The following is a 24,577-nucleotide window of genomic DNA, read 5'->3' on the forward strand; positions in this document are numbered from 1 at the left end:
TGAGAGTCGATGAAGCAAACACAAGTCACTCGCCGCTTAGGGCATCAACTTCAGGAGAAGTTAGGTTATCTGCTGTTGTTTGAGATTGCAGACCCGCGTCTTGAGCTGACTACCATTACCGGTGTTGAGGTCTCCCTTGATAGGAGTTATGCCCGCGTATATGTCAGTGCTGACCCCGCCTCATATGATGAGGTGCTCGAAGCACTCGACTCAGCAAAAGGGCATCTACGGAGCCTTTTAGCGCGCTCGCTTGATTGGCGCGTGGTGCCCGACCTCGATTTTCGCATTGATGCAACAACGGATGAGGCCGAGCGAATTACTCGAGCACTTGAAGCACGTCCTTCAACGCTTGACATTGAGAAGGACGAGGCAGGCTACCCGCTCAAGGCCGAGACTACGCCAGATACAGCTGATGCATATGAGTGCTAACTCAACATGTACCCAAGCTCGCATGACCACAGTTCAGCTGTGGGAGCGAGCTTGGTCACTCATTGAAGCTGCTGAGCTCATCGTCATTTCGGGGCATACTAACCCTGATGGAGATGCGTTAGGCGCTGGTCTTGGTCTTGGTCTTGCACTGCGTGAGACCTTTCCCTTAAAGCGCATCGTCAATTTACTTGCAGATGATGCTTCGGTGCCTCGAATATATCGCTTTATGGCAGGTACAGCCGATATGATTCCAGCTTCTGCCTTTGAGGAGACGCCTGATGTATTTATATCGGTTGATGTACCAACGCTTGAGCGCCTACACTATGCTGCCTCAGTTGCCAAGCGTGCGCGCTCGATTATTGCAATTGATCATCACCCGTGTGAGCATGAGTTTACCGAGCATGTGATACGTATTCCTGAAGCTGCTTCTACCGCGTCTCTCATTGAAGAGATGCTTGCGGCATACGGAATAACACCCTCACCTGAGGCAGCAACCTGCTTGATGACAGGCTTGGTTACCGATACCGGACGTTTTCAATATCAAAACGCCAATCCTGCTGCCTTTGCCTGTGCCGCTCGCTTAGTAGATGCGGGAGCAGAACCTGCGCGCATTGCACTTGAGGTATACCAAAGCCAGCGTCTTGAGTATCTTCAACTTGAGTCACTGGTGATGGGGCGCATTCGCACGCTTGCACACGGATTAATTGCATATAGCTATGTGTATGCGTCTGACCTTGAGATTTGCGGAGTATCACTCGACGAATGCGATGGTCTTGTTGATGTGGTTCGTTCCGTTGGCGGCACCGAAGTTTGCCTCTTTTTGAAAGAAACCGAGCCCGGCAATATTCGAGGAAACCTACGCAGTAAAGGAAGCCTTGATATATCGCCCATAGCTCGGTATCTCCAGGGCGGTGGTCACGCGGCGGCGGCTGGTTTTAGCTTTGCTGGAAGCATCGATGAGGCACTTGTCCACATTTTACCTCGTCTCATCGCACTTGTTGACGAAGCCGGTTTGATGGATACTGAGGTATCGGAATAGCATATGGCAAAAAAATCTGTAGTTTCGCCCATCAACGCTTTGGTGGCTGTTGATAAACCGCTGCATATGAGTTCGCATGATGTCGTTGCCAATGCACGGCGCTCCTTGTCGATTCGGCGTATTGGGCACGCAGGAACTCTCGATCCAGCGGCAACAGGCGTCATGATTTTGGGCATTGGGCAGGCTACACGCTTGCTTGGTCAAATTACCCTCGACAAAAAAAGCTATGTGGCACAAATTAGCTTTGGCATACAAACCACAACAGATGATGCAGAAGGTGACGTAGTGCTGCGCGCTCCTGTGCCTGATGTGCTTTCAAGTTTTGATTATGCAGCTCGCTTTGTTTCTGGTCTTGTTGGTACATCTAAGCAGGTACCACCGGTGTACTCAGCCATCTCGATAGATGGCGTGCGTGCATATCGGCGAGCACGCCAAGGTGAAAAGCTTGAGCTTTCGCCACGTCCGATTGAGATTTTTGATGCTCAGCTCATCAATATCTCACCTGCTGGAGCAGAACACGCACTTACTTGGACGCTCGCGCTTACCGTAAGTAAGGGAACCTACATACGCGCACTTGCCAGAGACATAGGGCGCAATTTAGGGAGTGCAGCTCATATCTCGGCACTTCAAAGAACCGCTTCAGGTTCGATTAGCTTAGATGTGGCGCTTTCGCTTGATAGGCTCAGTGTTGATACGGTTAAAACACATGCGCTCAATCCGTTAGCTGTGCTTAATATTCCAAGCTTTGATGTGAATGAAGCGCAGCTCATTGATGTTCATGTTGGCCGTTCACTCACCGATTTATCTGATTGTCCCGTGGGTAGAATTGGGCTTACCTGTGCAGGCCAGCTGCATGCACTTGCAGCATACGATGGTAAGCACTGTGTTATGGAAACGGTATTTCCGCAAGCCTTAGATGGCTGTGATGAACATAGACTGAGAGAGGGTCGGTAGCGCGTGGAGTTCTCCCACGATTTTATACCACAAGAATATAGGGCTCCTGTCATATTCTTTGACGATTCTCAAAGCCCTGAACCAATTAACGCAGTGCTTGCGCTGGGTGTTTTTGATGGTGTGCATCTTGGACATCAACATCTTTTGCGCGCCGCCATACTCGATGCCCACAATCGTGGAGTTAAAGCTGTTGCGGTGACCTTTGTGCCCGATCCAGATGAGCTTGTATCTGCCAACCCTGCTCAAAAACTTATGGACACCACCGATCGCTTGCGCGCTCTTAGCCATACAGGGGTTGATGCGGTGTATGTGGTGAGCTTTACTCCTGAGCTTGCCGCTTTCAACCACGTTTCTTTTTTTGATAAGGTCATAGGTTCTCGCCTTAATCCGCTCAGCATTCATCTTGGACGTGATGCACGTTTGGGGCGCGCGGGTACTACTAACCTTGATGCGCTTAAACGTTGGGGAGCCACTCGTGGTATAGCTGTTGTTGGTCATCAGCTGGTTGAAGATAGTGGTGCCATTATTTCTTCAACACGTATACGTCGGGCTTTGCAGGAAGGGCATCTTGAAGAAGCAGAGCGTCTCTTGGGTCGTAATTACGTGGTTCGTGGCTCTGTTGTGCGTGGCCGTGGAGAAGGAACTGCTATGGGATTTCCCACAGCAAATATTGCTCGCGCGGCGCATATTCAGTTGCCTAAAGATGGTGTCTATGCCGGTTATGCCTTAACTGAGCAGCAAGGTATTTGGCCTGCTGCCATTAACGTTGGCGTACCTCCTATGTTTGCTGATAATCCTGATTCAGCTAGTTTAGAGGCAACACTTTTGGGCTTTTCAGGTGACTTATATAATCAGCAGCTTTCTATTTGCTTTATGGAGCGTATACGTGCCTCATATAAGTTTAGCTCTATTGATGAGCTTATCCATGCAGTTCAAGCTGATATGACAGCAATCCGTGATAGCTATGGGGAAGCGCCCATCAACTAGCGCACACAGGTACTTCGGGTTAGGATAGATAAAGGTTTTCTCAATACAAGAAAGGTGGCAGATGCGGTGATTACCGACGAAGATCGTGAACGTGTTCGTGCTGCTACTGACTTGGTTGAGCTCGTGCAAGAAACAGTTGAACTCAAACCACGCGGACATGAGTTTTGGGGCTGCTGCCCGTTTCATGGTGAAAAGACCCCAAGCTTTCATATTATTCCGGCAACACAGATTTGGCACTGCTTTGGCTGCGGTGAGGGTGGAGATATTTTTTCGTATATCATGCGCCGCGAAAACCTAGGCTTTGTTGAGGCTATCCACTATCTTGCTGAGCGTGCAGGAATTGAACTTCATGAAGTTGGCAACCAGCAACCGCGTGGCACAAAACGCTCTCGCCTGATTGCTGTTTGTGAGGCAACTCAGGCCTTTTATCACACCATGCTTATGCGCGGAAAAGACGGGGCAGGGAGACAGTATTGTGCCGAGCGCGGTCTTGGTGCAGATATTTGCAAACGGTATCACCTTGGTTATGCACCGGGACACTCAGCGCTCGTTTCTCATCTTACAAGCTTAGGCTTTAGTGCGCGTGAAATGATTGATGCAAACGTGGCGCTCGCTCGAGGTGGGCGTCGTTTAGTTGACCGCTTTTATGAGCGCGTCATGTTTCCCATCTTTGACGAGCAGAGTCATTGTATTGCTTTTGGTGGGCGCATTACTGGGGCAGGTGAGCCAAAGTATCTCAATACCGCTGAAACCACGCTGTTTCATAAGAAGAAAAACCTCTACGGCTTTAACTGGGCAAAAGAGGGGATAGTTGCCAAAAATGAGGTAATTGTTGTTGAGGGCTACACCGATGCCATTGCCTGCTGGGAGGCAGGTATACATCATGTGGTGGCAACCTTGGGCACCGCTCTCACCGAGCATCACGTAAAAACCCTTAATCGTTTTGCAAAGCGCATTGTGTATCTTTTTGATGGTGATGCTGCTGGTCAGGCTGCTGCCGAGCGTGCACTTCATGTCATTGAGCTTGGTGATATGGATTTGCGCTGTGTTATCTTGCCAGACAACCTTGACCCCTTTGATTTTTTGCAAACACATGACGCGGCTGAGCTTGAGAAACGTATCGAGACGGCAGAGCCTTTAATTGATTTTGTGCTGCGCAAACTAGGCGAACGCAGTGATACAACAACACCAGGCGGGCGTGCAAATGCACTTGAAGAGGCACTTCGCCTCATATATCCCCTGCGTGAGAGTTATTTGATTGATAGCTATTATGTTCAGATTGCTGATTTTATTGGTGTGGATAGCACATTGGTACGAGAGGCTGCACCCCGTGTTTTTCGTGAGGTAAACAAAGAGCGCTCGCGTGCAAAAGAACGAGAACAGCGTGCGCAATATACATCTCAAACACGTGCACAAAGCATGCCGCAAGCACAAATGAATAGCCAGCAAGCAACAGGTATTGCGAATTCTGAGGCAGGGCAAGTAAGAGACGCTCATCAAAACTCTCAAGAGACTCAGGCACAAGCATATACAGAAGCAGTGGCTCAGCCTTTGATGTTATCCGATTTAGAGCGCCGTTCACTTCAATGTGAGCGTGAGCTACTATCACTCATGACGGCATTCCCAGATAGTTTTCGGTCCTTTGCGCATAGAATCAGCGACCTCACCTGGATTGATACGCGAAGTGAGGCTATTGCCTGGGCTGTGCTTGCAACACCTGAAGGAAGCTCGGTTGCAGACGTTATGCAGGCAGTTCGTTTGGTCTGTCCTCAGGTGGTTGAGCTGGCAGGAACCGGGACACTCGGCACAACGAGTGCACATCCAACCGATACCACCATTGCATTTTTGCTGGATACACTTGAGATGTACACCGTAAAGCGCCATCTTAAATCAATTCAAGCGCAGCTCAGGAGTAATCAAGTGGCCTCAGTTGATGAGCGACGCACACTTACCATTCAAGCAACACAAGAGGCACGCCGGTTGCGCGAGCTTGAACAATCAGTTGAGGGTGTTGCCAACCCATTTCGAGTAAACCTAGATACCTCTCATTCCTCTGCATAAATTCGTGGCTGGTAGGGTAGAGAAAAATATGCTAAAGTGTCTGGTCTATGTCTATGGAGGGAGTTGTCTGTGCCGAAAAAAACCGGAAGCACGGATTCTGAACTTGATTCCTATGTTGCCAAGCTGATAAGCACTGGCGATGCCAAAGGAAGCGTCACAGAAGACGATATTCAAATCGCTCTCAAAACTATTGACGTCACTGATAAACAGTTGAGTGCTGTATATCAGACGCTTCGCAATAACGGTATTGAGATTATTTCAGCGGTAGAAGATGACGACGCGGTAAGCGATTTAGATGATGACCCCGTAGTCCATCATGATGATATTGATTTGGACGGCGAGGGTGAGTCAACAGAGGACCATGACATCAGAGTTGCCAAGATGGCTGATGCTGAGATGTCAAGCGAGAAGCCTAAGAAGAAGGCTCGAGCGCGTACCACGCGCGCACGGTCGAGGGTTCGCGGAATTGATGCAACCACTGTTATGCTTACCGGTGACCCGGTACGCATGTACCTCAAAGAAATTGGAAAGGTTGACCTGCTAACAGCAGCAGATGAGGTTGACCTTGCTATGAAAATCGAGGCTGGTCTTGAGGCTGCCGATAAACTCGAAGCACAAGATGCTGGCGAGCTAACGCTTACGCGTGCTGAGATGCGCCGCTTAATGCGCGTTGAGCAAGTAGGTCTTGATGCTAAGCAAGCACTTATTAGTGCAAATCTTCGCCTTGTGGTTTCAATTGCAAAGCGCTATGTTGGGCGCGGCATGCTGTTTCTTGATTTGATTCAAGAGGGCAATTTGGGCTTGATTCGCGCGGTTGAAAAGTTTGACTACGAAAAAGGCTTTAAGTTCTCAACCTATGCAACATGGTGGATTCGCCAAGCTATTACCCGTGCTATTGCAGATCAGGCTCGTACTATCCGTATTCCTGTTCATATGGTTGAAACCATCAACAAGCTTGTGCGCGTTCAGCGGCAGCTGCTTCAAGATTTAGGGCGCGACCCGTCTCCTGAAGAGATTGGTGCTGAGATGGATATGAGCGCCGATCGAGTACGTGAGATTCAAAAGATTAGCCAAGAGCCCGTATCTCTTGAAACACCCATTGGTGAAGAAGAAGATTCGCAGCTAGGCGACTTTATCGAAGATGCACAAGCGGTTGTTCCGCCTGAGGCAGCAAGTTTCTCTATGCTGCAAGAACAGCTTACCCAGGTGCTTGATGGTTTGGCTGAGCGCGAGCGCAAGGTTATTGAGCTACGCTTTGGTTTAGCTGATGGACATCCTCGCACGCTGGAAGAAGTTGGCCGTGAGTTTGGTGTGACGCGCGAGCGTATTCGCCAAATTGAAAGTAAAACCTTGGCGAAGCTGCGCCATCCCAGTCGCTCAAGCAAGTTGAAAGACTATATCGAAGGCTAGTTTTTCAAGTATTGCTATTGCTATATGTACGTATTGACGTGCGCAGGCATAGGGTCTGCGCACGTTTTTTATTTAGGTCATGTATCTTAAATAAAAAAACCCGCCGAAGCGGGTATGAAAGTTCTGGCTCCTCGGGTAGGACTCGAACCTACAACAGCGCGGTTAACAGCCGCGTGCTCTACCATTGAGCTACCGAGGAATTCGGCGTTGTTCGCAAAGAACGTAGTTAAGTATAAGGATTTCAAAGAACAATACAAGCCCCAAATTCAAATTTTTTCGAGCCTCAGTTTTCGCATGGGTCTAACACGTAAGGCATGTGTTGTCTTGAAGCTGTGAAGCATTCATACGTTTTGGTTTTAGCCCGCGCAAGGCCTGAAGAGATGCTACACTTGCCACGACCTTTAAGCGTCGGTACGAGATACCCGCAAGGTGCCATAGAATAGCTGCGTGCTATATACCTGCTGATGTCTCGCCGTATGTGGTCGGGCATCTATTTTTTTTTGGCGCATGGATAGACTCAGCACCATGTGTCAAGAACAAAAGAAAGGGGTCTCGTGGCTACGTTAGCTCCCAAGGCAACCATCATGGATGAGATTGCCATCAAGCGCGCATTGCGCCGCATTGCGCATGAAATTATCGAGCGAAATGAAGGTTCAGAGCGTCTTGCAATAGTGGGTATCGTGACGCGCGGTGATATTCTCGCTCGCCACCTTGCTGAAGAAATTGCTGCAATTGAGGGTACCCAGGTGCTATCCGGCAGCCTTGACATTAGCTTTTATCGTGATGACTTTGCCACCAACTTCTCACCTGAAGTACATGCGACTGACATTTCTTGGGACGTTGATGGCAAGCGCATTGTACTGGTTGACGATGTGCTGTATACCGGCCGCACAATCCGCGCTGCACTTGATGCGATTATGGACATGGGTCGCCCCTCAAAGATTGAGTTGGCAGTGCTTGTAGACCGCGGGCATCGTGAACTTCCTATTAGCCCCGATTTTGTGGGCAAAAACGTACCTTCTTCTCGTGAAGAAAATGTTCGTTTGTTTATGGCTGAAGTAGATGGCCGCACAACTGTTGAAATCTCGCAAGTTGAGCCGGGAAGCCGCATTGGTTCAGCGCCGCTGGGAAAGGAATAAATCTATGGCTTTTAATCACAAGCATCTCATTGATATTACCGAGTATTCCGATACCGATATCATGATGATTTTAGATGCAGCACGGGCCTTTAGCTCTGTGAATGAGCGAGCTATTAAAAAGGTTCCCACGCTTAAAGGCAAAACCATTGTCAATATGTTCAATGAACCTTCAACGCGAACCCGCTCGTCTTTTGAGTTAGCAGAAAAACGTTTAAGCGCTGATACCATGAACTTTGGGGGGTCATCAACCAGTACCGTCAAAGGTGAAAGTCTCATCGACACCGTCATGACGCTTGATGCCTATAAAATCGATTGTATTGTTGTGCGCGATAAACACGCTGGTGCTCCTTATATGGTATCTCAGGCATCTCCTGCGGCAGTAATCGATGCAGGAGATGGCAAGCATCAACACCCAACACAGGCCTTGCTTGATTTATATACCATTCGCGAGCATAAGGGTGATTTTCATGGTTTGCGCGTCGGTATCGTAGGTGATATTGGACACTCGCGGGTATGTGGCTCGCTTGTTCCGGCACTCACAATTATGGGAGCAGAGGTAACCCTCGTGGGTCCAGGTACCCTTATGCCGCCGCGCCCCGATGTGCTCGGTGCTGACCATGTTTCGGCGAGTCTGGATGATGTGCTGCCCGATTTAGATGTTGTATACATGCTTCGTGTGCAGATGGAGCGCCTTGAAGGTGCACCGTTCCCGAGCATTCGCGAGTATCACAAGCTCTATGGTCTAACACGTGAGCGCGAACGTCTTATGCGTCCCGATGCCATCATTTGTCATCCGGGCCCCATTAATCGCGGTGTTGAATTTGATAGCTATATGGCAGATCACCCCGAGCGCTCTGTCATTCTTGAACAAGTGTATGCAGGCATCTGCGTACGTATGGCTGTCCTGTATTTGTTACTTGGAGGTTCTGATAATGGCCTATCTGCTTAAATCTGCTCACGTTGTTGACCCGGCGGCACAGCTTGATGAGATATGTGACGTGCTTATCGATGGTGAGCATATTGTTGAAGTGGCGCACAACATTCAAAGCTCTAACGATGTTAACGTGATTGACCTGAGTGGCAAATATCTTGTGCCTGGCTTAGTTGATATGCATGTGCATTTGCGCGACCCTGGCTTTGAATACAAAGAAGATATTGAAAGTGGTACACGCTCAGCGGTAAAAGGTGGTTTTACCGGTGTATGCGCAATGCCTAACACCGACCCGGTAACCGACACCGGTTCTGTAGTGTCCTACATTTTAGCGCGCGCTGCCAAGCGTGGATACTGTCGCGTATATCCGTCTGGTGCTATGACACATGGTCTTAAGGGCGAGGCTCTATCAGAAATGGGCGACATGGTTGAGTGCGGTGCTGTGGCATTCACCGACGATGGCCATGGTATCCAAAATGCTGGCATGGTGCGTACCTGTATGGATTACGGCAAAATGTTTGGCAAAGTCTTTATGAGCCACTGCCAAGACAACAGTATCGTTGGTGCAGGTCAAATAAATGAAGGCGCTGTTTCAACGCGTTTGGGTATGCTTGGCTGGCCTGCCGAGGGTGAAGAAATTCAAATTGCGCGCGATATTGCTATTGCACGTCTAACGGGTGCACGCTTACATATTCAGCATATAAGCACTGCCCGCGGGCTTAATTTGGTTCGCGCGGCAAAAGCAGAAGGTCTGCCTGTCACCTGTGAAGTAACACCACATCATTTATTCCTAACCGAGGATGCAATTGATGAGACTTACAACACGGTATACAAGGTTAATCCGCCACTGCGCACCAGCAGTGATGCTCAAGCACTGCTAGAGGGTCTCCAAGATGGAACCATTGATGCGATTGTGACCGATCATGCTCCACATGCTGCTTGGGAAAAGGCGCGTGAGTTTGATTTTGCACCCTTTGGTATGACCGGACTTGAGACCTCTCTTGCTTCTGTGCTAACTCATTTAGTGCATACAGAAAAAGTTAGCTATGCCCGCTTGGTTGAGTTGATGTCTATTGCTCCACGCCGCATTTTGGGAATTGAGACAGTATCTATTGCTGAGGGCAACACCGCTGATATTACGGTTTTTGACCCCAATTACACGTGGACTGTTGGCGCGGATGGCTATGAGAGCAAAGCTACAAACTGTGGCTTTGCAGGCGAACAGTTTGTGGGCCTAGCAACTGAGGTCTTTGTTGGTGGCAAACATGTTTTGTCGCAAGGCAAGATATGCTAAGAAGAACAACTTAGCTACTGCTCTACAATAGATATAGTTTGCTCACACATAGTCGGGTATCTATCCAGATACCCGACATACATTCAGAAAGAGGGGTTTATGCCAACGCCTTCACCGGCACGTATACATGACGTGTGTGTTGTCTCTAATGAAGAAATAGCTGAGGGTATTTTTTCATTGGTAATTGAAGCACCTCGTCTTGCACGTGCCTTGCAACCTGGTCAGTTCATTAATGTTGAGGTGCCAGGAAACGCGATGTCCTTATTGCGTATTCCTTTGAGTTTTGCCTCAATGCAAGTTAAGGAAGGTGTTGTTGAGCTTTGGTATGCTGTTGTGGGCGAGGGCACACAACGCCTAAGCCGCATGCAAGCAGGGGATACCACAACGGTTTTGGGTCCAGGTGGTCATGGCTGGACGGTACCAGAAGATACCAATGCCTGCTCACGTGCACTTTTAGTTGGTGGTGGTATTGGTATTCCACCTATTGTGGCGCTGGCAAAGGCACTCTCAGAGCGTCATATTCCTTTTGATGCTTGTCTAGGCGCCTCAAGCGCTGCCAAGCTTGTAGGTCTACCCGAGCTTGAGTGCCTAGAAACTTGTGGAGAAGTATATGTTTGCACTGATGATGGAAGTGCGGGCGAAAAAGCTTTTTGTACCGATCCGGCAGCCTTATTGCTTGGACGAGGTGGATATGACTACGTGGCAACCTGTGGGCCTGGTCCTATGATGAGAAAGGTTGCCGACGCTGCAACAAAGGCTGAAGTGTATTGCGAGGCGTCGCTTGAACGTATGATGAGCTGCGGTTTTGGTGCGTGTGCAACGTGTAATGTAGAAACAACAAGCGGCATGAAGGGAGCCTGCATGGCAGGCCCTGTTATGGACGCGCGTACGGTGGTGGTCTGGTGACACAGGTGCAAATGGCCGTCAATTTTGGCGGCGTACACATGAAAAATCCTCTTAATACTGCGAGTGGAACCTTTGGTTTTGGCTGGCAGTTTAGCGAGCTTATGGACGTATCGCGTCTGGGCGCTATTACAACTAAGGGTTGTGCCGCTACCCCTTGGAGTGGCAACCCTGCACCTCGTATGACAGAGGTACCCGGTGGCATGATGAACTCGGTTGGTTTACAAAACCCGGGTGTGCGCGCCTTTGCATTGGAGTCTGGACCTTGGCTCGAAGACTTAACGACAAAAGGTACTCAGGTTATTTGCCAAGTTGCCGGTCATTCAACACAAGAATATGTTCAAGCACTTGAACTATTCTGCGAACTTTGTCCTTGGGCAGCGGGCTTTGAAATAAATGTGAGTTGTCCCAACCTTGCTGCAGGTGGTGTTGCATGCGGTTCTACTCCTGAGGGAGCACGTGAGGTAATGCGAGCCTGTCGTAAAGTAACTACGCGTCCACTCTTTGTAAAAATGGCTCCAACGCGCGTACCTGAGATTGCTGTAGCACTTGAAGCAGAAGGTGCAGATGGTCTAACCATCATCAACTCAATTCCCGGTATGGCAATTGATGTGCATACCCGCCGCTCAAAGCTCTCTAAGCCCACCGGTGGGCTTTCAGGTCCTTTATGTCATCCTATCGCGGTTCGCATGGTGTGGGAGGCAGCACAAGTTGTTGACATTCCAATATGCGGTGTCGGTGGCATTATGAATGGATATGACGCAGCTGAGTTTATCTTGGCGGGGGCAACGTGTGTGGCTGTAGGCATGGCAAATTTTGCTGAGCCAGACGCGAGCGTGCGCATCTTAGAAGAGCTTGAGGCATGGGCAGCCTCGCAAGGAGTGCATGACATCAACGAGTTGATAGGAGCCTTTGAATGGTAGCGCATCAACTCGCTCATAACATTATGGTAGCGCTTGATACCGATGCTTCGCGTGCATTAGAACTTGCACATATGTTAAGTGGGCAAGCGCGGTGGGTGAAAGTTGGTATGACCCTTTTTTACGCCGAGGGTCCACGCATTATTACGTCCCTAAAACAGCTTGGTTACCAGGTATTTTTAGACCTTAAGCTTCACGATATTCCGCACCAGATTGAAGGTGCGCTGGTATCCGCTGCATCAACGGGGGCAAACCTTATAACGGTACACGGACTGGGTGGCAAGGCTATGCTTGAAGCAGCAGCACGGGGAGCAAAGCGTGCACGTTCTCTCAATCACCCTGTTCAAGTTATTGCTGTGACCGTGCTTACTAGTATGGATGCATCTGAGCTTGGCTCCATAGGCATTGCAGACTCAGAGCAAACAGAAGCACTTCGCTTGGCTGAGCTCGCACGTAATGCAGGGCTTCATGGGGTAGTATGCTCAGCTCATGAGGCGCATGCCATGCGCACACTTTTGGGACCTGACGCCCTTGTGGTAACACCAGGCATTCGCCCGGCAGGTACAGATACAGCCGATCAGCGCCGGGTGGCAACAGCTACAGAGGCGATTAAAGCTGGTGCTAGTCACCTTGTCGTAGGGCGTCCCATCACCAATGCACAAAATCCCTGTCAGGCATTTGAAAAGATTTCACAGGAGCTTAACGGTCTTGATTTTGCGTCTCACCTGCATCTTTAACACGTTTGTTCTGTGAAATTAACCTAGTTATGTGGATTTTCCTGCTCAAATGCTTGAACTTTGCTCACGCTTAGACTAGTCTAGTTGAGCGTTCACGGTTACGACCTGCAGATTTGTGCAGAAACTAACCCTAACACAGGTTTTTAGTAGTCATCCAACATTGGAGGTTCTAATGGCTCTTCCTCAGCTCACAGATGAGCAGCGCAAGGCTGCCCTTGAGAAGGCTGCTGCCGCCCGCCATGCCCGCGCCGAGCTTCGTGAGAAGATTAAGATGGGCGAGGTTTCTCTTGACTCTGTTCTCAACTCTGAGGATCCTATCGCTTCGCGCATGAAGGTTTCTACGCTTATTGAGTCGCTGCCTGGTTATGGCAAGGCTAAAGCTGCAAAGATTATGGACGAGCTGGGCATCTCTGCAACCCGTCGTGTTCAGGGTCTGGGCGTTCGTCAGCGCGAGCAGCTGCTTGAGCAGCTCACTAAATAAGTGAGCTCGTTTACACCTAAGCTCTTTGTAATTTCTGGGCCGTCAGGTGCTGGCAAGGGGACACTGCTTGCGCGTGTGCGTGAGCATATGCCTCAGCTAGGCCTGACGGTTTCCGCTACTACACGCGCACCACGAGTTGGTGAAGTTGATGGTGTTTCTTATCACTTTTTAACTCCTAAAGAGTTTGAACGACGTGTATGTGCGGGGGAATTTCTTGAATGGGCTCAGGTACATGAGCACTGCTATGGCACCCTGCTCTCTGATGTTAAGGAGCAACTAGCTTCTGGTTCATCTGTTATGTTAGAGATTGATGTTCAGGGAGCTTTGCAAGTTAAAGATAGATATCCTGATGCCGTCTTGATATTTATCGAGCCGCCAACGCTTAATGAGCTTCGTCGTCGTTTGGAGTCACGCGGAACCGAGTCGGCTCAATCTATTGATACGCGTATGGCAAATGCTGTTCATGAGCTTGAACTTGCATCGCGCTACGATGAGCGTATTATAAACGACGAGCTAAACGAGGCGAGTGCTTCACTTATTTCTTTGCTCACCCGCTACGAAAGGTCTTGAGTACATGTCAGTTGTCAAACCATCCATTGATTCTCTGCTTGAGAAGACCGACAATAATCGATTCTTACTGGCGTCGTTGGCGTCCAAACGTGCGTGCGATATTAACAGCATGCTTCGCGACCAACATAGTCGCGTTTTAGCAGTTCAAGATATTGATGACATCACGGTTGCATTGTCAGGCAAAGATACAATTTCCATGGCATTGGATGAGCTTGTCGATGGTGAAATCTCGTATAACGAGTCAATGTATGAGGAGGCGCTTGGCCACCGCGCCGAGGCGTAATCTATGGCAGAACGTGTATGCTTGGTGCACTATCACGAGATAGGGCTTAAGGGCAAAAACCGCGCTTACTTTGAGCGTATTCTCATGGATAATCTTGAGGCGGCTTTGGCCGCCTTTTCCGTTGCAGCTATTGAGCGTATCTCGGGATACATTCTTGTGCGCTTTAGAGATGCATCTTGTATAGATTCAGCAGCAGCAACTATTACCAAGGTTCCAGGAGTTGCTCGGGTTTCACGCGCGTGGCGCTGTCCGCGCGATGTAAGCTCCTATGGTAGAGCTGCTATTGAGGCTTTGCATGAGTTTGGACCATTTGGCTCCTTTAAGGTACATGCGCGGCGTTCAAACACCGACTTTGAACTTGGATCGCTTGAGCTTAATCGCCAAGTAGGCGAGATATTGTGCGAAGCCTTCCCTGAGCATCCCGTTGATGTGCACACACCTGATGCAACGGTTTATGTTTTGGTTGTTCAAGGTAGTGTATATGTGTATGCCAAGAGTATGCGCGGTATTGGTGGTTTGCCTGAAGGCTCTGCTGGCAAGGTTGTAACCTTGTTGTCATCAGGCATTGATTCGCCGGTAGCAACTTGGATGATGGCGAGGCGCGGAGCAATTCCTGTTCCTATTCATTTTTCAGGACGTCCTCAAACGGCGGACACAAGTGAATACCTCGTAGAAGATATTATTCGTGCCTTGGCTCCCGCTGTTCAAATTGGGCGTTTATACGTTGTGCCTTTTGGTGATGCACAACGCGAGATTTCTATTGCATGCCCCAATAAGCTCCGTGTAATTATGTATCGCCGCGTTATGTATGCAATGGCAGAGCGTATCGCGCGTATCGAAGGCGCACGGGCGATTGTTACAGGCGAGAGCTTGGGTCAAGTTGCATCTCAGACACTTGAGAATATTATGGCAGTTGACGAAGTAGTTCATATGCCTGTTTTTAGACCCTTGATTGGTTCTGATAAGCAGGAGATTATTATACGCGCAGAAGAAATCAATACCTTTGATATTTCAACGCAAACAGCGCCAGACTGCTGCACCTTATTTATGCCTAAAAAACCCGAAACTCATGCACGGCCTGATGAGGTACATGAGGCATGGGAAGCCTTTGACCATCAGGCGATGATTGAGTCACTCCTTGAACATATTGAATATTTGGACTTTGATGCACCTCGATATAAACCACCGCGTATGATGCGCGAACGACACGACACGCTTCGCGTGCGTGATTATGTGCGTGGGCAGCTGCAGGCAGAATAGCTTCACCTCCATAGAAACTCCCAGTTTTATTTCTAGGCATGGGCACGGGAACTAGCTTGCCTATTAATACAGTTTTTAATATATGTACTTTATTTTACTCTTGTAAGAGTATTCATAGTTTTTGTTTATCTACCTGCTGTATTAGCTGCGTTAGCACTATATTACAGATGCTCACATACTCTTTTTAATTATCACGATATGGTGCTGTCACCTCATACACGATAGATATGAGGTGATGTGCATGCAGCAGTCAAACAAATATCTACGCCTGCGTAACAAATGCATACAGTATGCGAAAGAACATACCGGTTTTGTGCTTATCCTAGCTTTACTCAGCATGACGCTTGTAGCCGGTGCTTGGCTGCTGGCGCGCCCGATAGGTGGGGGAGTGGTACTTGAGAGAGCGCATCAATTTGGCTCAACAGCTCAAGAGTTTACATCAACACACCAAAATCTGGGGTCTCATGAAGAGGAGCCTAAGCTTACTCAAGAGCTTGTAGTTGATGTGAGTGGTGCTGTGCACTCACCAGGTGTTGTGCATCTCGGTGAGGGCTCAAGAGTTGCAGATGCTATTACAGCAGCAGGTGGTGTACGTGATGATGCAGCACTTGATGCCATAAATCAGGCAGCGCCCGTGGTTGATGGCTCAAAGGTGGTGGTGCCCACTATACAAGATAGTACGGCTGGCACCACATCAAAGCTCTCTAAGGGTGAATCTGCTCCAGAACAAACAAACACTTCGGCTGGCTCTTCACACATCAATATCAATCAGGCAAACCGTGACCAGCTGCTCAGTTTACCTGGGGTGGGACCCAACACCGCAGATGCCATAGTACAAAATCGTGAAACATATGGCCCGTTCAAAAATGTTGATGATTTGATGCGGGTGCCAGGCATAGGGAAAAAGAAATTTGAAAAACTCAAAGACTCAATAACTATATGAAACCCGCGATTTGTTTTCCTGCCCGTCCGTATATTTCACCCATTTGTGCCGCTGCGCTATCTATGGTTATGTGCTCTGGTTTTATGATGCAGCTTGCATGGAAGAGCTACCTTGCACAACAAGTGTTTCCTATAAGTGCAGCAGGACTGTTTGCAGGACTATCACTAAGCGCTTGCCTTGGTTTATACATAGTGCGCTTACGTACAGCTTTTTGTGCTAGCGCATATCCGTATCTCGTTTGGATTGGTATAGGGCTGTGCATAGCATCACTCAGCTGTGCTCTCTGGATGTATCGGCAAACAAGTGCACTACATTGGCTTGATAGCACAACACACAAAAGCTATCAGCTTGAAACTAAAGGCGACCCTCAGATACATGAATACGGAGCTACGCAAACTGCCACGCTCATTGACAGCTCAGGCTTTTCTATAGGTACGGTGCACCTAAAAACACCTCAAGCCCTTGAGGCAGGAGTATGTATGCAAACAAGTGTTGTTCCGCAACGCTTTGATGATAGTCCATGGAGCCAAAATCGCTTCATGCAGGGAGAGTTTGCTGAAGTTTCACTTCGTGTCGTTCCATCTCAAGAACTCACTCTTAAACAAGATGCACTAACAAATTTTCGGCAAGTTATTCTGAGGATGCTTCAAGCGGATAAGGGAGAGGCTGAGGCTCTCTTAGCAGGTGTAATTTGTGGGCGCACCACTGAGCTTCATGGCACTGATGTGAAGCAATGCTTTTCTGATTGCGGTCTTTCACACTTAATTGCTATATCAGGCGGACATCTCATTGTATGCATAAGCCTTGTTGAGCACCTACTTTTGTGCTTACATATCCCTCTCCGTCCTCGTTTGACTATGCTTATAGGGTTCATGTCTATATATGTTGTGTTTAGCGGTATGGCACCCTCAGCTATTCGGGCACTTCTTATGATGAGTTCAAGCATGGTGGTGCGCTCATATGGGAGACGTCCGCACCAGATTTCAGGGCTTGCCTTTGCCGTCATGGTTTTGTTGGCGATACAGCCAGGCCTTGTTTTTGACTTAGGTTTTCAGCTTTCAGCACTATCGGTTTTAGGCCTAAGCATATTTGGTCCATATCTGCGCCATCATCTCAAGCAACTTCATATGAGTACCGGACTCACTGAAGCACTCTCTGCAACGCTAATTGCCATGCTCATGACAGCGCCACTAACCATTCCTCTCTCAAATAGCTTTTCTATTATCGCTCCACTTGCAAATGTAGTGGTAGGGCCTCTTATAACGCTGGTTCTCACGATAGGCTTTATCGCGGCTCCTCTGGCCTATGCTATTCCGTTTGTACTTACTCCTGTGTTATACCTCGCTAGAACGGCAATATTTTTTGCACAGCTATTAGCTTCATTCCCGTTTGCCCAAATGAACGCCACTTTAGAGTGGTGGGGAGTAGCTCTTTGGTATTGCGCCATAGGTATGACCTATGTTTTATGGGATGCATTACGCCTACGACATATAGTGGTGCTTGTTTCATTGAGTGCATGTTTGGGCGTGAGCTTTTGTATCTATTGGCGCTACTTGGCTCCGCCCATGGTAGGCATATTGCAGATTGGACAGGGCGATTCTATTCTTATTCGCGATCATGACCAAGCAATATTGGTTGATGCGGGGGTTGATGATAAAGCAGCTCAAGCCTTAGCTCGCCAGCATGTTACTCATCTTGATGCAGTAGTGATTACTCACTGGGATAAAGACCACTGGGGTGGTCTTCCTAAAATATTACAAACGGTGTCAGTTGATATGCTCTATGTTGCTCGTGGTGCAACAGCGCATACTCCGCTTCCTATTCGTTGGGCTTGGCGACACCATATTGCAGAGCTTATAAGGGGAGATAAACTATCGATAGGAAGTTTTAAGGCTGAGGTTATTTGGCCTATATCTAAAACCGATGGAGAAGAAAATGCTTCCTCAGTATGTATGGTGGTGAGTTATACGCATGAGAAAAATCGACTTCGGGTGCTTTTAACAGGCGATACCGAGCTCGAACAGGAGCTTAAATATGCTCAAAGTGTTGGCGATATAGATGTTTTGAAGATAGGACATCATGGCTCAAAGGTTTCAACAAGCAAAGAGCTGCTTGACATACTAACACCTGAGCTTGCGGTTGCAAGCGCTGGTAAACATAATCGTTATGGGCATCCCAGTCAAAAGTGCCAAAACGCCTGCCGCGAGGCACGGGTTCTGTTTATGTGTACGAAAGACGTTGGTGACGTGCAGCTGTATCCATCGCCTTCTGGTGTTGTTGTTCAAACGCAATTCGAGTAAGAACACTACCTCAGCTATGATAGATACTCATACCATGAGTGATGTATGTAAGACCAAGGACAGGAGTATTGTGGCATCAGATGCTTTGCTTCCAGCTTATTTAGTGCTTGGAACCAACGAATTAAAGCGCCAGCGTGTAATTGCAAAGATGAAAGCACGTTTAGAGGCAAGCGGTATGCTTGATTTCAATCTGGACGAGCGTGAACTAAGCGCCGATACTCCTATTGATGATATCGTGAGCTCACTTAATACCTTTCCCATGGGTGCAGATTTTAGGCTGGTTATTTTATATGGCTGCGATCGGCTTCCTAAGACAATTTCTGAGCCCTTAATTGACTATCTAGCGTCACCCGCCGCAACTACCGTATGCTTACTTGTTGCTGGTAGTTTGGCAAAAAATACGCGCTTATATAAAGCAATTGCAGCCCTTGGAAAGCAAGCTATTCTTGACTGCTCACCCACAAAGGCATATGAACTCCCACGTCTAGCAATTAAACAAATGCAAGGGCTCTATCAAAAGCAGCTTGATATGTCTGCCGCACAGGAACTCATTACGCGTATTGGTGATGATGAGCGCCTATTAGCAACAACACTTGAACGCTTAGCGCAACAAGTGAATGTGCCCCAGGTTTCAAAACATGATATTGAACGTTTAGTTGCTCGAACCGCAGAAGCACAGCCCTGGCCTTTCCTTGATGCGGTAAGCGCGCGTGATGCAAAGCAAGCAATGCTTTTACTGCGTCGTATGCCACAAGGGTCTGAAGTATATCTGCAGAGCTTAGTGGTTCGGCGTTTGCGTGAGCTTTTGATTGCGCAGTGTTTGGACGAACGCCGAGAGTCAGGCAGCTTATCAAAACGTTTGGGTCGTCAGGACTGGCAGGTTAAACATCATATTCATTGGGCACGGGGTTTTTCGCATGACGAGTTAATTAACGCGCTCAGAACAGCAGCAGACCTTGAGCAGACACTTAAAGGCTCCGGTGATTCAGCTCTAGCCTTTGAGCTATGGGTGATGAATATTTGCACAAAGCAGAGTGTTTAATTATTTATTTATGCGCGCAACGCTGCTGCTAGAACCAGATAGTCCTTATACATCACCTTGTTTTTATGCCCAGAACACCCCACATAAAGAAGAGGTTAACAAGGATAGGTTTAATTGGGCATTACATTATTAGACGCTTGTACCAGATGTCGCAGCACAAAAAACCCGACATACGAGATGCCGGGTATACAAACGTGTTGATGCTCAAGCTCCCATAGAAAGCCTTTGAAAAGCTTGAGCGAGAGTTTAGAAAGCAAGCGCTTAGAGGGAGTTGACCAAGTGCTGAACGCCGCTCTTGCGATTAGCAGCTTGATTCTTATGAATCACACCTTTGGCAACAGCCTTATCAAGTGCACGATAGGCACGAGTTGCTGCTGCTTGGGCGGCAGCTTTATCGCCAGCCTCCACGGCAGCATGGACATGCTTAACGAGTGTTTTGAGCTCGGAGCGAACCGCCTTGTTGCGTACGCGAGCAACTTCGCTGGTGCGGATGCGCTTCTTCTGAGACTTGATGTTAGCCACTTCTTGGTTCCTTTCTGGATGAAGCTTTGTTTGAGTGTGGACACTGAGACACGGTTCCTTCAAACAGTAGATGAGTATAACATCAAATTTCCTGCTTGCAACAGGAAAAGCCTGTGGAATAGCCGTGACGACCACGATTTATGCACGACTTCACTCTCACCGTTGCGCGTGTAATTCGCTATCATATCGCTTATGAATACAACAGACACCACACATATCAGGAACTTTTCCATTGTCGCCCATATTGACCATGGTAAGTCCACTATCTCAGACCGCATCCTTGAATTTACGCGCACCGTTGAAGAGCGTGATATGGAAGCGCAGTTATTGGATACGATGGATATTGAGCGTGAGCGCGGTATCACCATCAAATCTAACGCTGTTCGCGTCATGTATGATGCCGACGATGGAGATTCTTATCAATTCAATCTCATTGATACACCGGGTCATGTTGACTTTACGTATGAAGTATCACGCTCGCTTGCTGCATGCGAAGGTGCAGTGCTGGTGGTTGATGCAACGCAGGGTGTTGAAGCGCAAACCGTTTCAAATGCCAATCTAGCAATGAACGCTAATCTTGACATCGTGCCAACCATCAACAAGATTGACCTTCCAAGTGCTCATCCTGAAGAAGTAAAACTTGAGATTGAAGATGAACTTGCAATTCCTGCCGATGATGCGGTGTGCGTATCTGGCAAAACAGGTGCTGGTATTCATGATTTGCTTGAAGCTATTGTATGTCTCATTCAAGCACCTACCGGGTCGAGCGAGGCTCCACTCAAGGCGCTTATCCTCGACTCATATTTTGACGAATATCGTGGTGTTGTCGCTATGGTTCGCGTCTTTGATGGCATCATAAAAAAGGGCGACACGTTAAGCCTTATGCAGGCAGGCATCGACTTTTTAGTCGATGGAGTAGGTGTAAAGCAACCCGCCGAAACCCCCGTTGCACAGTTGGGTGTTGGTGAGGTTGGCTTTGTAGTTACTGGTCTTAAAGACCCTGAGGCGGTACATGTAGGTGACACCCTTACCTATCGCGACCGTGCTTGTGATGCCCCCTTAAGTGGGTATCGCGAGGCAAAGCCTATGGTATACACCGGACTGTTTCCCATAGACAACAAAGAGTATGAGAACTTGCGTGATGCTCTTGAAAAACTGCATGTCAACGATCCATCGCTCACGTGGACCCCTGAAACTTCGGTAGCGCTCGGCTTTGGTTTTCGCGTGGGCTTTTTAGGGCTCCTTCATATGGAAGTAGTCAAAGAGCGTTTGGAACGCGAGTTTGACCTTAATCTCATTGCCACCAGCCCAAGCGTTGACTATCACGTCTTTAAAACCGATGGCAGTATGCTTGCTGTCAGAAGCCCTCAGGATTTACCTGATGTTACCCGTATTAATCATATTGAGGAGCCATATCTCAGAGCAAAGGTTATTTGCCCACCTGAATATACAGGCGCGGTTATGCAACTTGCAATTGAGCATCGTGGTATCACAACAGACATTATTCATCTATCGCAGCGCTCGGTTGAGATGCGCTTCGACATTCCCTTGGCTGAGCTCATCTTAGATTTCTTTGATCAACTCAAAAGCCGCACCAAGGGCTATGCCTCGCTTGACTATGAATTTAGCGATTACCGCCAAAGCGATTTGGTCAAACTTGATATTTTGCTTTCAGGTGATGACGTTGATGCCCTGTCTTTTATTGTGCATAAAGATAAGGCATACGGACTTGCACGCGCCCTGTGTGACAAGCTAAAAGAAATCATTCCACGCCAGCTCTTTGAGGTTCCTATTCAAGGTGCTATCGGAAACAAAATCATTGCCCGCTCAACAGTTAAGGCTCGCCGTAAGGACGTGTTGGCAAAATGCTACGGTGGTGATATTTCGCGCAAGCGCAAGCTCTTGGAGAAGCAAAAAGAAGGAAAGAAACGCATGAAGGCAATTGGAAGCGTTGAGGTTCCACAAGAAGCGTTCTTAGCAATCCTTAAGGTCGATGAGTAACCTATGACATCACCATATCCTCAGGCTATACGGGATAGGTTGAATGAGCAGCCTTTTCTTTTAGCTCCTATGGCAGGTGTCACCGATGCGGCATATCGTATGATGTGTTACCGTCATGGTGCTCAGCTTGCATATTCTGAGATGGTTTCGGTTGCGGGTCTTGCGTTTGCAAGTGAAAAAACATGGGATTTAGTTTTACCTGCAGATGAGGAGCCGCATATTGCTGTGCAGTTGTTTGGCTCAAAGCCTGAACAGTTTGCGTCAGCGGTGCATGGTATCCAGAACCGTTTACAAGAAAAGCTGGCACTCATCGATATTAATATGGCTTGTCCAGCTCGTAAGGTTATTACAAAAGGGGAGGGCTCTGCCTTACTTGATCAGCCTGAGTTGGCTGAGGCGATTGTACGTGCTTGTACGCGTGAAGCGCAGGTTCCGGTAACAGTTAAGCTGCGACGCGCATTTCGGTCTGGTCCAGATGTAGCACCTGACATTGCGGCACGCCTTGAGGCGGCAGGTATTGCTGCTGTGGCAATTCATGGTCGCACAGCCAGCCAGCTCTATACGGGACGGGCTGATTGGTCGGTTATTGATGCTGTGGCTGCTCGGGTGCAGGTGCCAGTTATTGGTAGCGGTGATGTTATGTCTGCAGCAGATGCCGTGCATATGCTGAGCTCAACCAAGGCATCTGGTGTCATGGTTGCGCGGGGAAGCTACGGTAATCCCTGGATTTTTGAAGATGCATTACAACTTTTACATGCTGGTACTATACCTCGTGATAAGCAGATGCATGAGCGCCTTGATGCACTAGCAGAACATATTGACCTAACCCATAAAACCGGTGCTCATATGCGGCGCGCTCGAAGCTTTGCCAGCTGGTACTTAAAGGGTATGCCTCACGCTGCCGCTTGGCGTGCCTCGGTTGTGAAATGCGAAAGCTATGAAGATTTCCGCCGTCTCATTGATGATATGCGCACGCATCTATCCAATGTAGATGACTCTCAAACTGAGCACCATTCATCACGCGACGCATGATAGAGGGTCTGTATCTACATATTCCTTTTTGTCATGCCAAATGTGCTTACTGCGATTTTTGTAGCTCTGCGGAACGTGCCGAACTTGCTCACGCAGATGCATATGCAGAAAAACTGCGGGCACTGATAGAGCAGTTGAGCGGTCTTGGATTGTTTGAGAATATGCGCAGTGCCTATATTGGTGGCGGAACGCCAAGCCTGCTTATGCCAGATTCCCTCCATCTGCTGGTATCACAGATTAATACCTTGTCTCAGAGCTCGCTTTCTGAGCTAAGCGTTGAAGCAAATCCTGAGTCTCTTGATGATGAACGTTTAGCTGCGCTGGTAGCATCTGGTGCTACCCGTATTTCTATGGGACTACAATCAACGCATAAGCTTGAGCTAGCTGCACTGGGGCGCATCCACAGTGCAGAGCAAGGCCTGATGCGTGCACAAGCGGTGCTACAAACCCCACTTACACTCTCTCTCGATGTAATGTGTGGGATTCCCTACCAAACACCAAAGAGCTGGTCAGATACCTTAGACAATCTAATAGCTCTCAAGCCGCATCATATAAGCTGCTATCCTTTAATTATTGAGGAGGGCACAGGTTTTGCTGCTGCTGTAAACAGGGGTGATATAGATGAGCCTGATGAAGATTTGCAAGCTCAGTATATGGAGTATGCACAATCGGTTTTAACAGATGCAGGTTATGCACGTTATGAAGTTGCTTCATATGCGCTTGATGGTGCTCTTTGCTTGCATAACCTGATGTATTGGTCAGGAGGCGAATATCTAGGCCTTGGCAGCTCGGCGGCAAGCATGCTAAGCCCCACATCGTATAAGCGCTTGCAAACAGTTTTTGTACAACTACCACAGCTGCAAACTGATACGGCGCGGGTACGCCTACGCATGGAAAGTATGGCGTCTGAACTTATAGAGGTACATGACTTCTCAGAGATACGCTTTGAGCTTGAAGAACTTAACGAATGTGAGGCAGTAGCAGAAGATTTTATGCTTGCATGCCGAACTGCCGCTGGCATTTCGCAGCAGTTGCTCGAACGTGGTGCGGATGTAATTGATGCAGATGCTCTGAGGCGCACAATCGATATGGTAATTGCACAGGGTCTCGCACGCTGGGAGAGCAACTCGCTGGGTCAGGCTCTTATACCAACACACACTGGTTGGCTTTTAGGCAATCAGCTCTATGGTGCATTTTGGGATTTGCACGAGCACCCAAAAGCTTTTTGTTAATGCTCGTTTTTAGCTCATTACTCCCAATCTGTTCAGCGCTTCATAGAGCTATTCGTTATCAATTCTATGCACATAAGAAGTGCGCAAAGCTCATTTTTTCCTTATGC

23 protein-coding genes and 1 tRNA gene are annotated in these 24,577 nt (G+C 48.4%); 22 read left to right on the forward strand and 2 right to left on the reverse strand.

Going from position 1 to position 24,577, the window contains the following annotated elements; translation table 11 throughout:
* Nucleotides 1–9: 9 nt before the first annotated feature.
* The 6 genes from rbfA to rpoD all read left to right on the forward strand — a co-directional run bounded on the left by rbfA (nt 10) and on the right by rpoD (nt 6,880).
* Entirely contained in the window at nt 10–429 is a 420-nt protein-coding gene (gene rbfA / locus KPC83_RS03615; RefSeq protein WP_216277925.1) for a 30S ribosome-binding factor RbfA, read from the forward strand.
* Nucleotides 419–1,468, forward strand: a complete 1,050-nt coding sequence (locus KPC83_RS03620; RefSeq protein ID WP_216277926.1) for a bifunctional oligoribonuclease/PAP phosphatase NrnA — start codon at nt 419–421, stop codon at nt 1,466–1,468. The genes rbfA and KPC83_RS03620 overlap by 11 nt, the downstream gene beginning before the upstream one ends.
* A 3-nt stretch (nt 1,469–1,471) precedes the next feature.
* Nucleotides 1,472–2,422 (forward strand): tRNA pseudouridine(55) synthase TruB, encoded by a 951-nt coding sequence (gene truB / locus KPC83_RS03625; protein WP_216277927.1) that lies wholly within the window; start codon nt 1,472–1,474, stop codon nt 2,420–2,422.
* A 3-nt stretch (nt 2,423–2,425) separates the two neighbouring features.
* Entirely contained in the window at nt 2,426–3,409 is a 984-nt protein-coding gene (gene ribF, locus KPC83_RS03630) for a riboflavin biosynthesis protein RibF (RefSeq protein ID WP_216277928.1), read from the forward strand.
* Between the two features lie 66 nt (nt 3,410–3,475).
* On the forward strand, nt 3,476–5,470 hold the full coding sequence (gene dnaG, locus KPC83_RS03635; protein ID WP_216277929.1) for a DNA primase: 1,995 nt from the start codon (nt 3,476–3,478) through the stop codon (nt 5,468–5,470).
* Nucleotides 5,471–5,539: 69 nt separating this feature from the next.
* Entirely contained in the window at nt 5,540–6,880 is a 1,341-nt protein-coding gene (rpoD, locus tag KPC83_RS03640) for an RNA polymerase sigma factor RpoD (protein WP_216277930.1), read from the forward strand.
* 124 nt (nt 6,881–7,004) lie between these two features.
* Here rpoD and KPC83_RS03645 read toward each other — a convergent pair.
* Nucleotides 7,005–7,079 (reverse strand) — tRNA-Asn (locus tag KPC83_RS03645).
* Nucleotides 7,080–7,434: 355 nt separating this feature from the next.
* Between KPC83_RS03645 and pyrR the strand changes: the two genes are divergently transcribed.
* The 13 genes from pyrR to holA all read left to right on the forward strand — a co-directional run bounded on the left by pyrR (nt 7,435) and on the right by holA (nt 19,683).
* Nucleotides 7,435–8,019 carry a bifunctional pyr operon transcriptional regulator/uracil phosphoribosyltransferase PyrR gene (gene pyrR / locus KPC83_RS03650; RefSeq protein WP_305828548.1) on the forward strand — a complete coding sequence of 195 codons (585 nt, stop codon included), beginning with the start codon at nt 7,435–7,437 and terminating at the stop codon, nt 8,017–8,019.
* A 4-nt stretch (nt 8,020–8,023) separates the two neighbouring features.
* Entirely contained in the window at nt 8,024–8,968 is a 945-nt protein-coding gene (locus KPC83_RS03655; RefSeq protein ID WP_216277931.1) for an aspartate carbamoyltransferase catalytic subunit, read from the forward strand.
* On the forward strand, nt 8,952–10,244 hold the full coding sequence (locus tag KPC83_RS03660; protein WP_216277932.1) for a dihydroorotase: 1,293 nt from the start codon (nt 8,952–8,954) through the stop codon (nt 10,242–10,244). The genes KPC83_RS03655 and KPC83_RS03660 overlap by 17 nt, the downstream gene beginning before the upstream one ends.
* Nucleotides 10,245–10,343: 99 nt before the next feature.
* On the forward strand, nt 10,344–11,150 hold the full coding sequence (locus tag KPC83_RS03665) for a dihydroorotate dehydrogenase electron transfer subunit (protein WP_216277933.1): 807 nt from the start codon (nt 10,344–10,346) through the stop codon (nt 11,148–11,150).
* A gap of 11 nt (nt 11,151–11,161) precedes the next feature.
* Complete coding sequence (locus KPC83_RS03670; protein WP_216279249.1) at nt 11,162–12,070, forward strand: dihydroorotate dehydrogenase; 909 nt, start codon at nt 11,162–11,164, stop codon at nt 12,068–12,070.
* Complete coding sequence (pyrF, locus tag KPC83_RS03675; protein ID WP_216277934.1) at nt 12,064–12,804, forward strand: orotidine-5'-phosphate decarboxylase; 741 nt, start codon at nt 12,064–12,066, stop codon at nt 12,802–12,804. Before KPC83_RS03670 ends, pyrF begins: the two co-directional genes overlap by 7 nt.
* A 172-nt stretch (nt 12,805–12,976) precedes the next feature.
* Nucleotides 12,977–13,285, forward strand: coding sequence for an integration host factor, actinobacterial type (gene mihF / locus KPC83_RS03680; protein WP_216277935.1), 309 nt, complete (start codon nt 12,977–12,979; stop codon nt 13,283–13,285).
* The gene (gene gmk / locus KPC83_RS03685) at nt 13,286–13,855 is read left to right on the forward strand and encodes a guanylate kinase (RefSeq protein ID WP_216277936.1); all 570 of its coding nucleotides are present in this window, start codon (nt 13,286–13,288) and stop codon (nt 13,853–13,855) included.
* Between the two features lie 4 nt (nt 13,856–13,859).
* The gene (locus KPC83_RS03690; RefSeq protein ID WP_216277937.1) at nt 13,860–14,138 is read left to right on the forward strand and encodes a DNA-directed RNA polymerase subunit omega; all 279 of its coding nucleotides are present in this window, start codon (nt 13,860–13,862) and stop codon (nt 14,136–14,138) included.
* 3 nt (nt 14,139–14,141) lie between these two features.
* Nucleotides 14,142–15,398: a tRNA uracil 4-sulfurtransferase ThiI gene (gene thiI, locus KPC83_RS03695; RefSeq protein WP_216277938.1), complete on the forward strand. Its 1,257-nt coding sequence runs from the start codon at nt 14,142–14,144 to the stop codon at nt 15,396–15,398.
* 241 nt (nt 15,399–15,639) lie between these two features.
* On the forward strand, nt 15,640–16,341 hold the full coding sequence (locus KPC83_RS03700) for a ComEA family DNA-binding protein (protein ID WP_216277939.1): 702 nt from the start codon (nt 15,640–15,642) through the stop codon (nt 16,339–16,341).
* Entirely contained in the window at nt 16,338–18,641 is a 2,304-nt protein-coding gene (locus KPC83_RS03705) for a DNA internalization-related competence protein ComEC/Rec2 (protein WP_216277940.1), read from the forward strand. The genes KPC83_RS03700 and KPC83_RS03705 overlap by 4 nt, the downstream gene beginning before the upstream one ends.
* A gap of 16 nt (nt 18,642–18,657) precedes the next feature.
* Nucleotides 18,658–19,683: a DNA polymerase III subunit delta gene (holA, locus tag KPC83_RS03710; protein ID WP_253200856.1), complete on the forward strand. Its 1,026-nt coding sequence runs from the start codon at nt 18,658–18,660 to the stop codon at nt 19,681–19,683.
* A 261-nt stretch (nt 19,684–19,944) separates the two neighbouring features.
* On the opposite strand, the gene rpsT is transcribed toward holA, so the two are convergent.
* On the reverse strand, nt 19,945–20,205 hold the full coding sequence (gene rpsT / locus KPC83_RS03715) for a 30S ribosomal protein S20 (protein ID WP_216277941.1): 261 nt from the start codon (nt 20,203–20,205) through the stop codon (nt 19,945–19,947).
* Between the two features lie 192 nt (nt 20,206–20,397).
* Between rpsT and lepA the strand changes: the two genes are divergently transcribed.
* From lepA to hemW, 3 genes are read left to right on the forward strand one after another with little or no spacing between them, the layout of a single operon-like run.
* Complete coding sequence (lepA, locus tag KPC83_RS03720; RefSeq protein ID WP_216277942.1) at nt 20,398–22,206, forward strand: translation elongation factor 4; 1,809 nt, start codon at nt 20,398–20,400, stop codon at nt 22,204–22,206.
* Between the two features lie 3 nt (nt 22,207–22,209).
* The gene (gene dusB / locus KPC83_RS03725; RefSeq protein ID WP_216277943.1) at nt 22,210–23,238 is read left to right on the forward strand and encodes a tRNA dihydrouridine synthase DusB; all 1,029 of its coding nucleotides are present in this window, start codon (nt 22,210–22,212) and stop codon (nt 23,236–23,238) included.
* A complete protein-coding gene (gene hemW, locus KPC83_RS03730; RefSeq protein WP_216277944.1) occupies nt 23,235–24,470 on the forward strand; it encodes a radical SAM family heme chaperone HemW in 1,236 nt (411 codons plus the stop codon). Before dusB ends, hemW begins: the two co-directional genes overlap by 4 nt.
* Nucleotides 24,471–24,577 lie beyond the last annotated feature (107 nt).

Source organism: Collinsella sp. zg1085 (assembly GCF_018889955.1).
Taxonomy (GTDB): domain Bacteria; phylum Actinomycetota; class Coriobacteriia; order Coriobacteriales; family Coriobacteriaceae; genus Collinsella.

Excerpts from the sequence above, each read along its gene's own strand:
- rbfA (WP_216277925.1), top strand. The coding sequence starts at position 10 with ATGAAGCAAACACAAGTCACTCGCCGCTTAGGGCATCAACTTCAGGAG.
- KPC83_RS03620 (WP_216277926.1), top strand. The coding sequence starts at position 419 with ATGAGTGCTAACTCAACATGTACCCAAGCTCGCATGACCACAGTTCAG.
- truB (WP_216277927.1), top strand. The coding sequence starts at position 1,472 with ATGGCAAAAAAATCTGTAGTTTCGCCCATCAACGCTTTGGTGGCTGTT.
- KPC83_RS03655 (WP_216277931.1), top strand. The coding sequence starts at position 8,024 with ATGGCTTTTAATCACAAGCATCTCATTGATATTACCGAGTATTCCGAT.
- KPC83_RS03660 (WP_216277932.1), top strand. The coding sequence starts at position 8,952 with ATGGCCTATCTGCTTAAATCTGCTCACGTTGTTGACCCGGCGGCACAG.
- KPC83_RS03665 (WP_216277933.1), top strand. The coding sequence starts at position 10,344 with ATGCCAACGCCTTCACCGGCACGTATACATGACGTGTGTGTTGTCTCT.
- KPC83_RS03670 (WP_216279249.1), top strand. The coding sequence starts at position 11,162 with ATGGCCGTCAATTTTGGCGGCGTACACATGAAAAATCCTCTTAATACT.
- pyrF (WP_216277934.1), top strand. The coding sequence starts at position 12,064 with ATGGTAGCGCATCAACTCGCTCATAACATTATGGTAGCGCTTGATACC.
- mihF (WP_216277935.1), top strand. The coding sequence starts at position 12,977 with ATGGCTCTTCCTCAGCTCACAGATGAGCAGCGCAAGGCTGCCCTTGAG.
- KPC83_RS03690 (WP_216277937.1), top strand. The coding sequence starts at position 13,860 with ATGTCAGTTGTCAAACCATCCATTGATTCTCTGCTTGAGAAGACCGAC.
- thiI (WP_216277938.1), top strand. The coding sequence starts at position 14,142 with ATGGCAGAACGTGTATGCTTGGTGCACTATCACGAGATAGGGCTTAAG.
- KPC83_RS03700 (WP_216277939.1), top strand. The coding sequence starts at position 15,640 with ATGCAGCAGTCAAACAAATATCTACGCCTGCGTAACAAATGCATACAG.
- KPC83_RS03705 (WP_216277940.1), top strand. The coding sequence starts at position 16,338 with ATGAAACCCGCGATTTGTTTTCCTGCCCGTCCGTATATTTCACCCATT.
- holA (WP_253200856.1), top strand. The coding sequence starts at position 18,658 with ATGATAGATACTCATACCATGAGTGATGTATGTAAGACCAAGGACAGG.
- lepA (WP_216277942.1), top strand. The coding sequence starts at position 20,398 with ATGAATACAACAGACACCACACATATCAGGAACTTTTCCATTGTCGCC.
- dusB (WP_216277943.1), top strand. The coding sequence starts at position 22,210 with ATGACATCACCATATCCTCAGGCTATACGGGATAGGTTGAATGAGCAG.
- hemW (WP_216277944.1), top strand. The coding sequence starts at position 23,235 with ATGATAGAGGGTCTGTATCTACATATTCCTTTTTGTCATGCCAAATGT.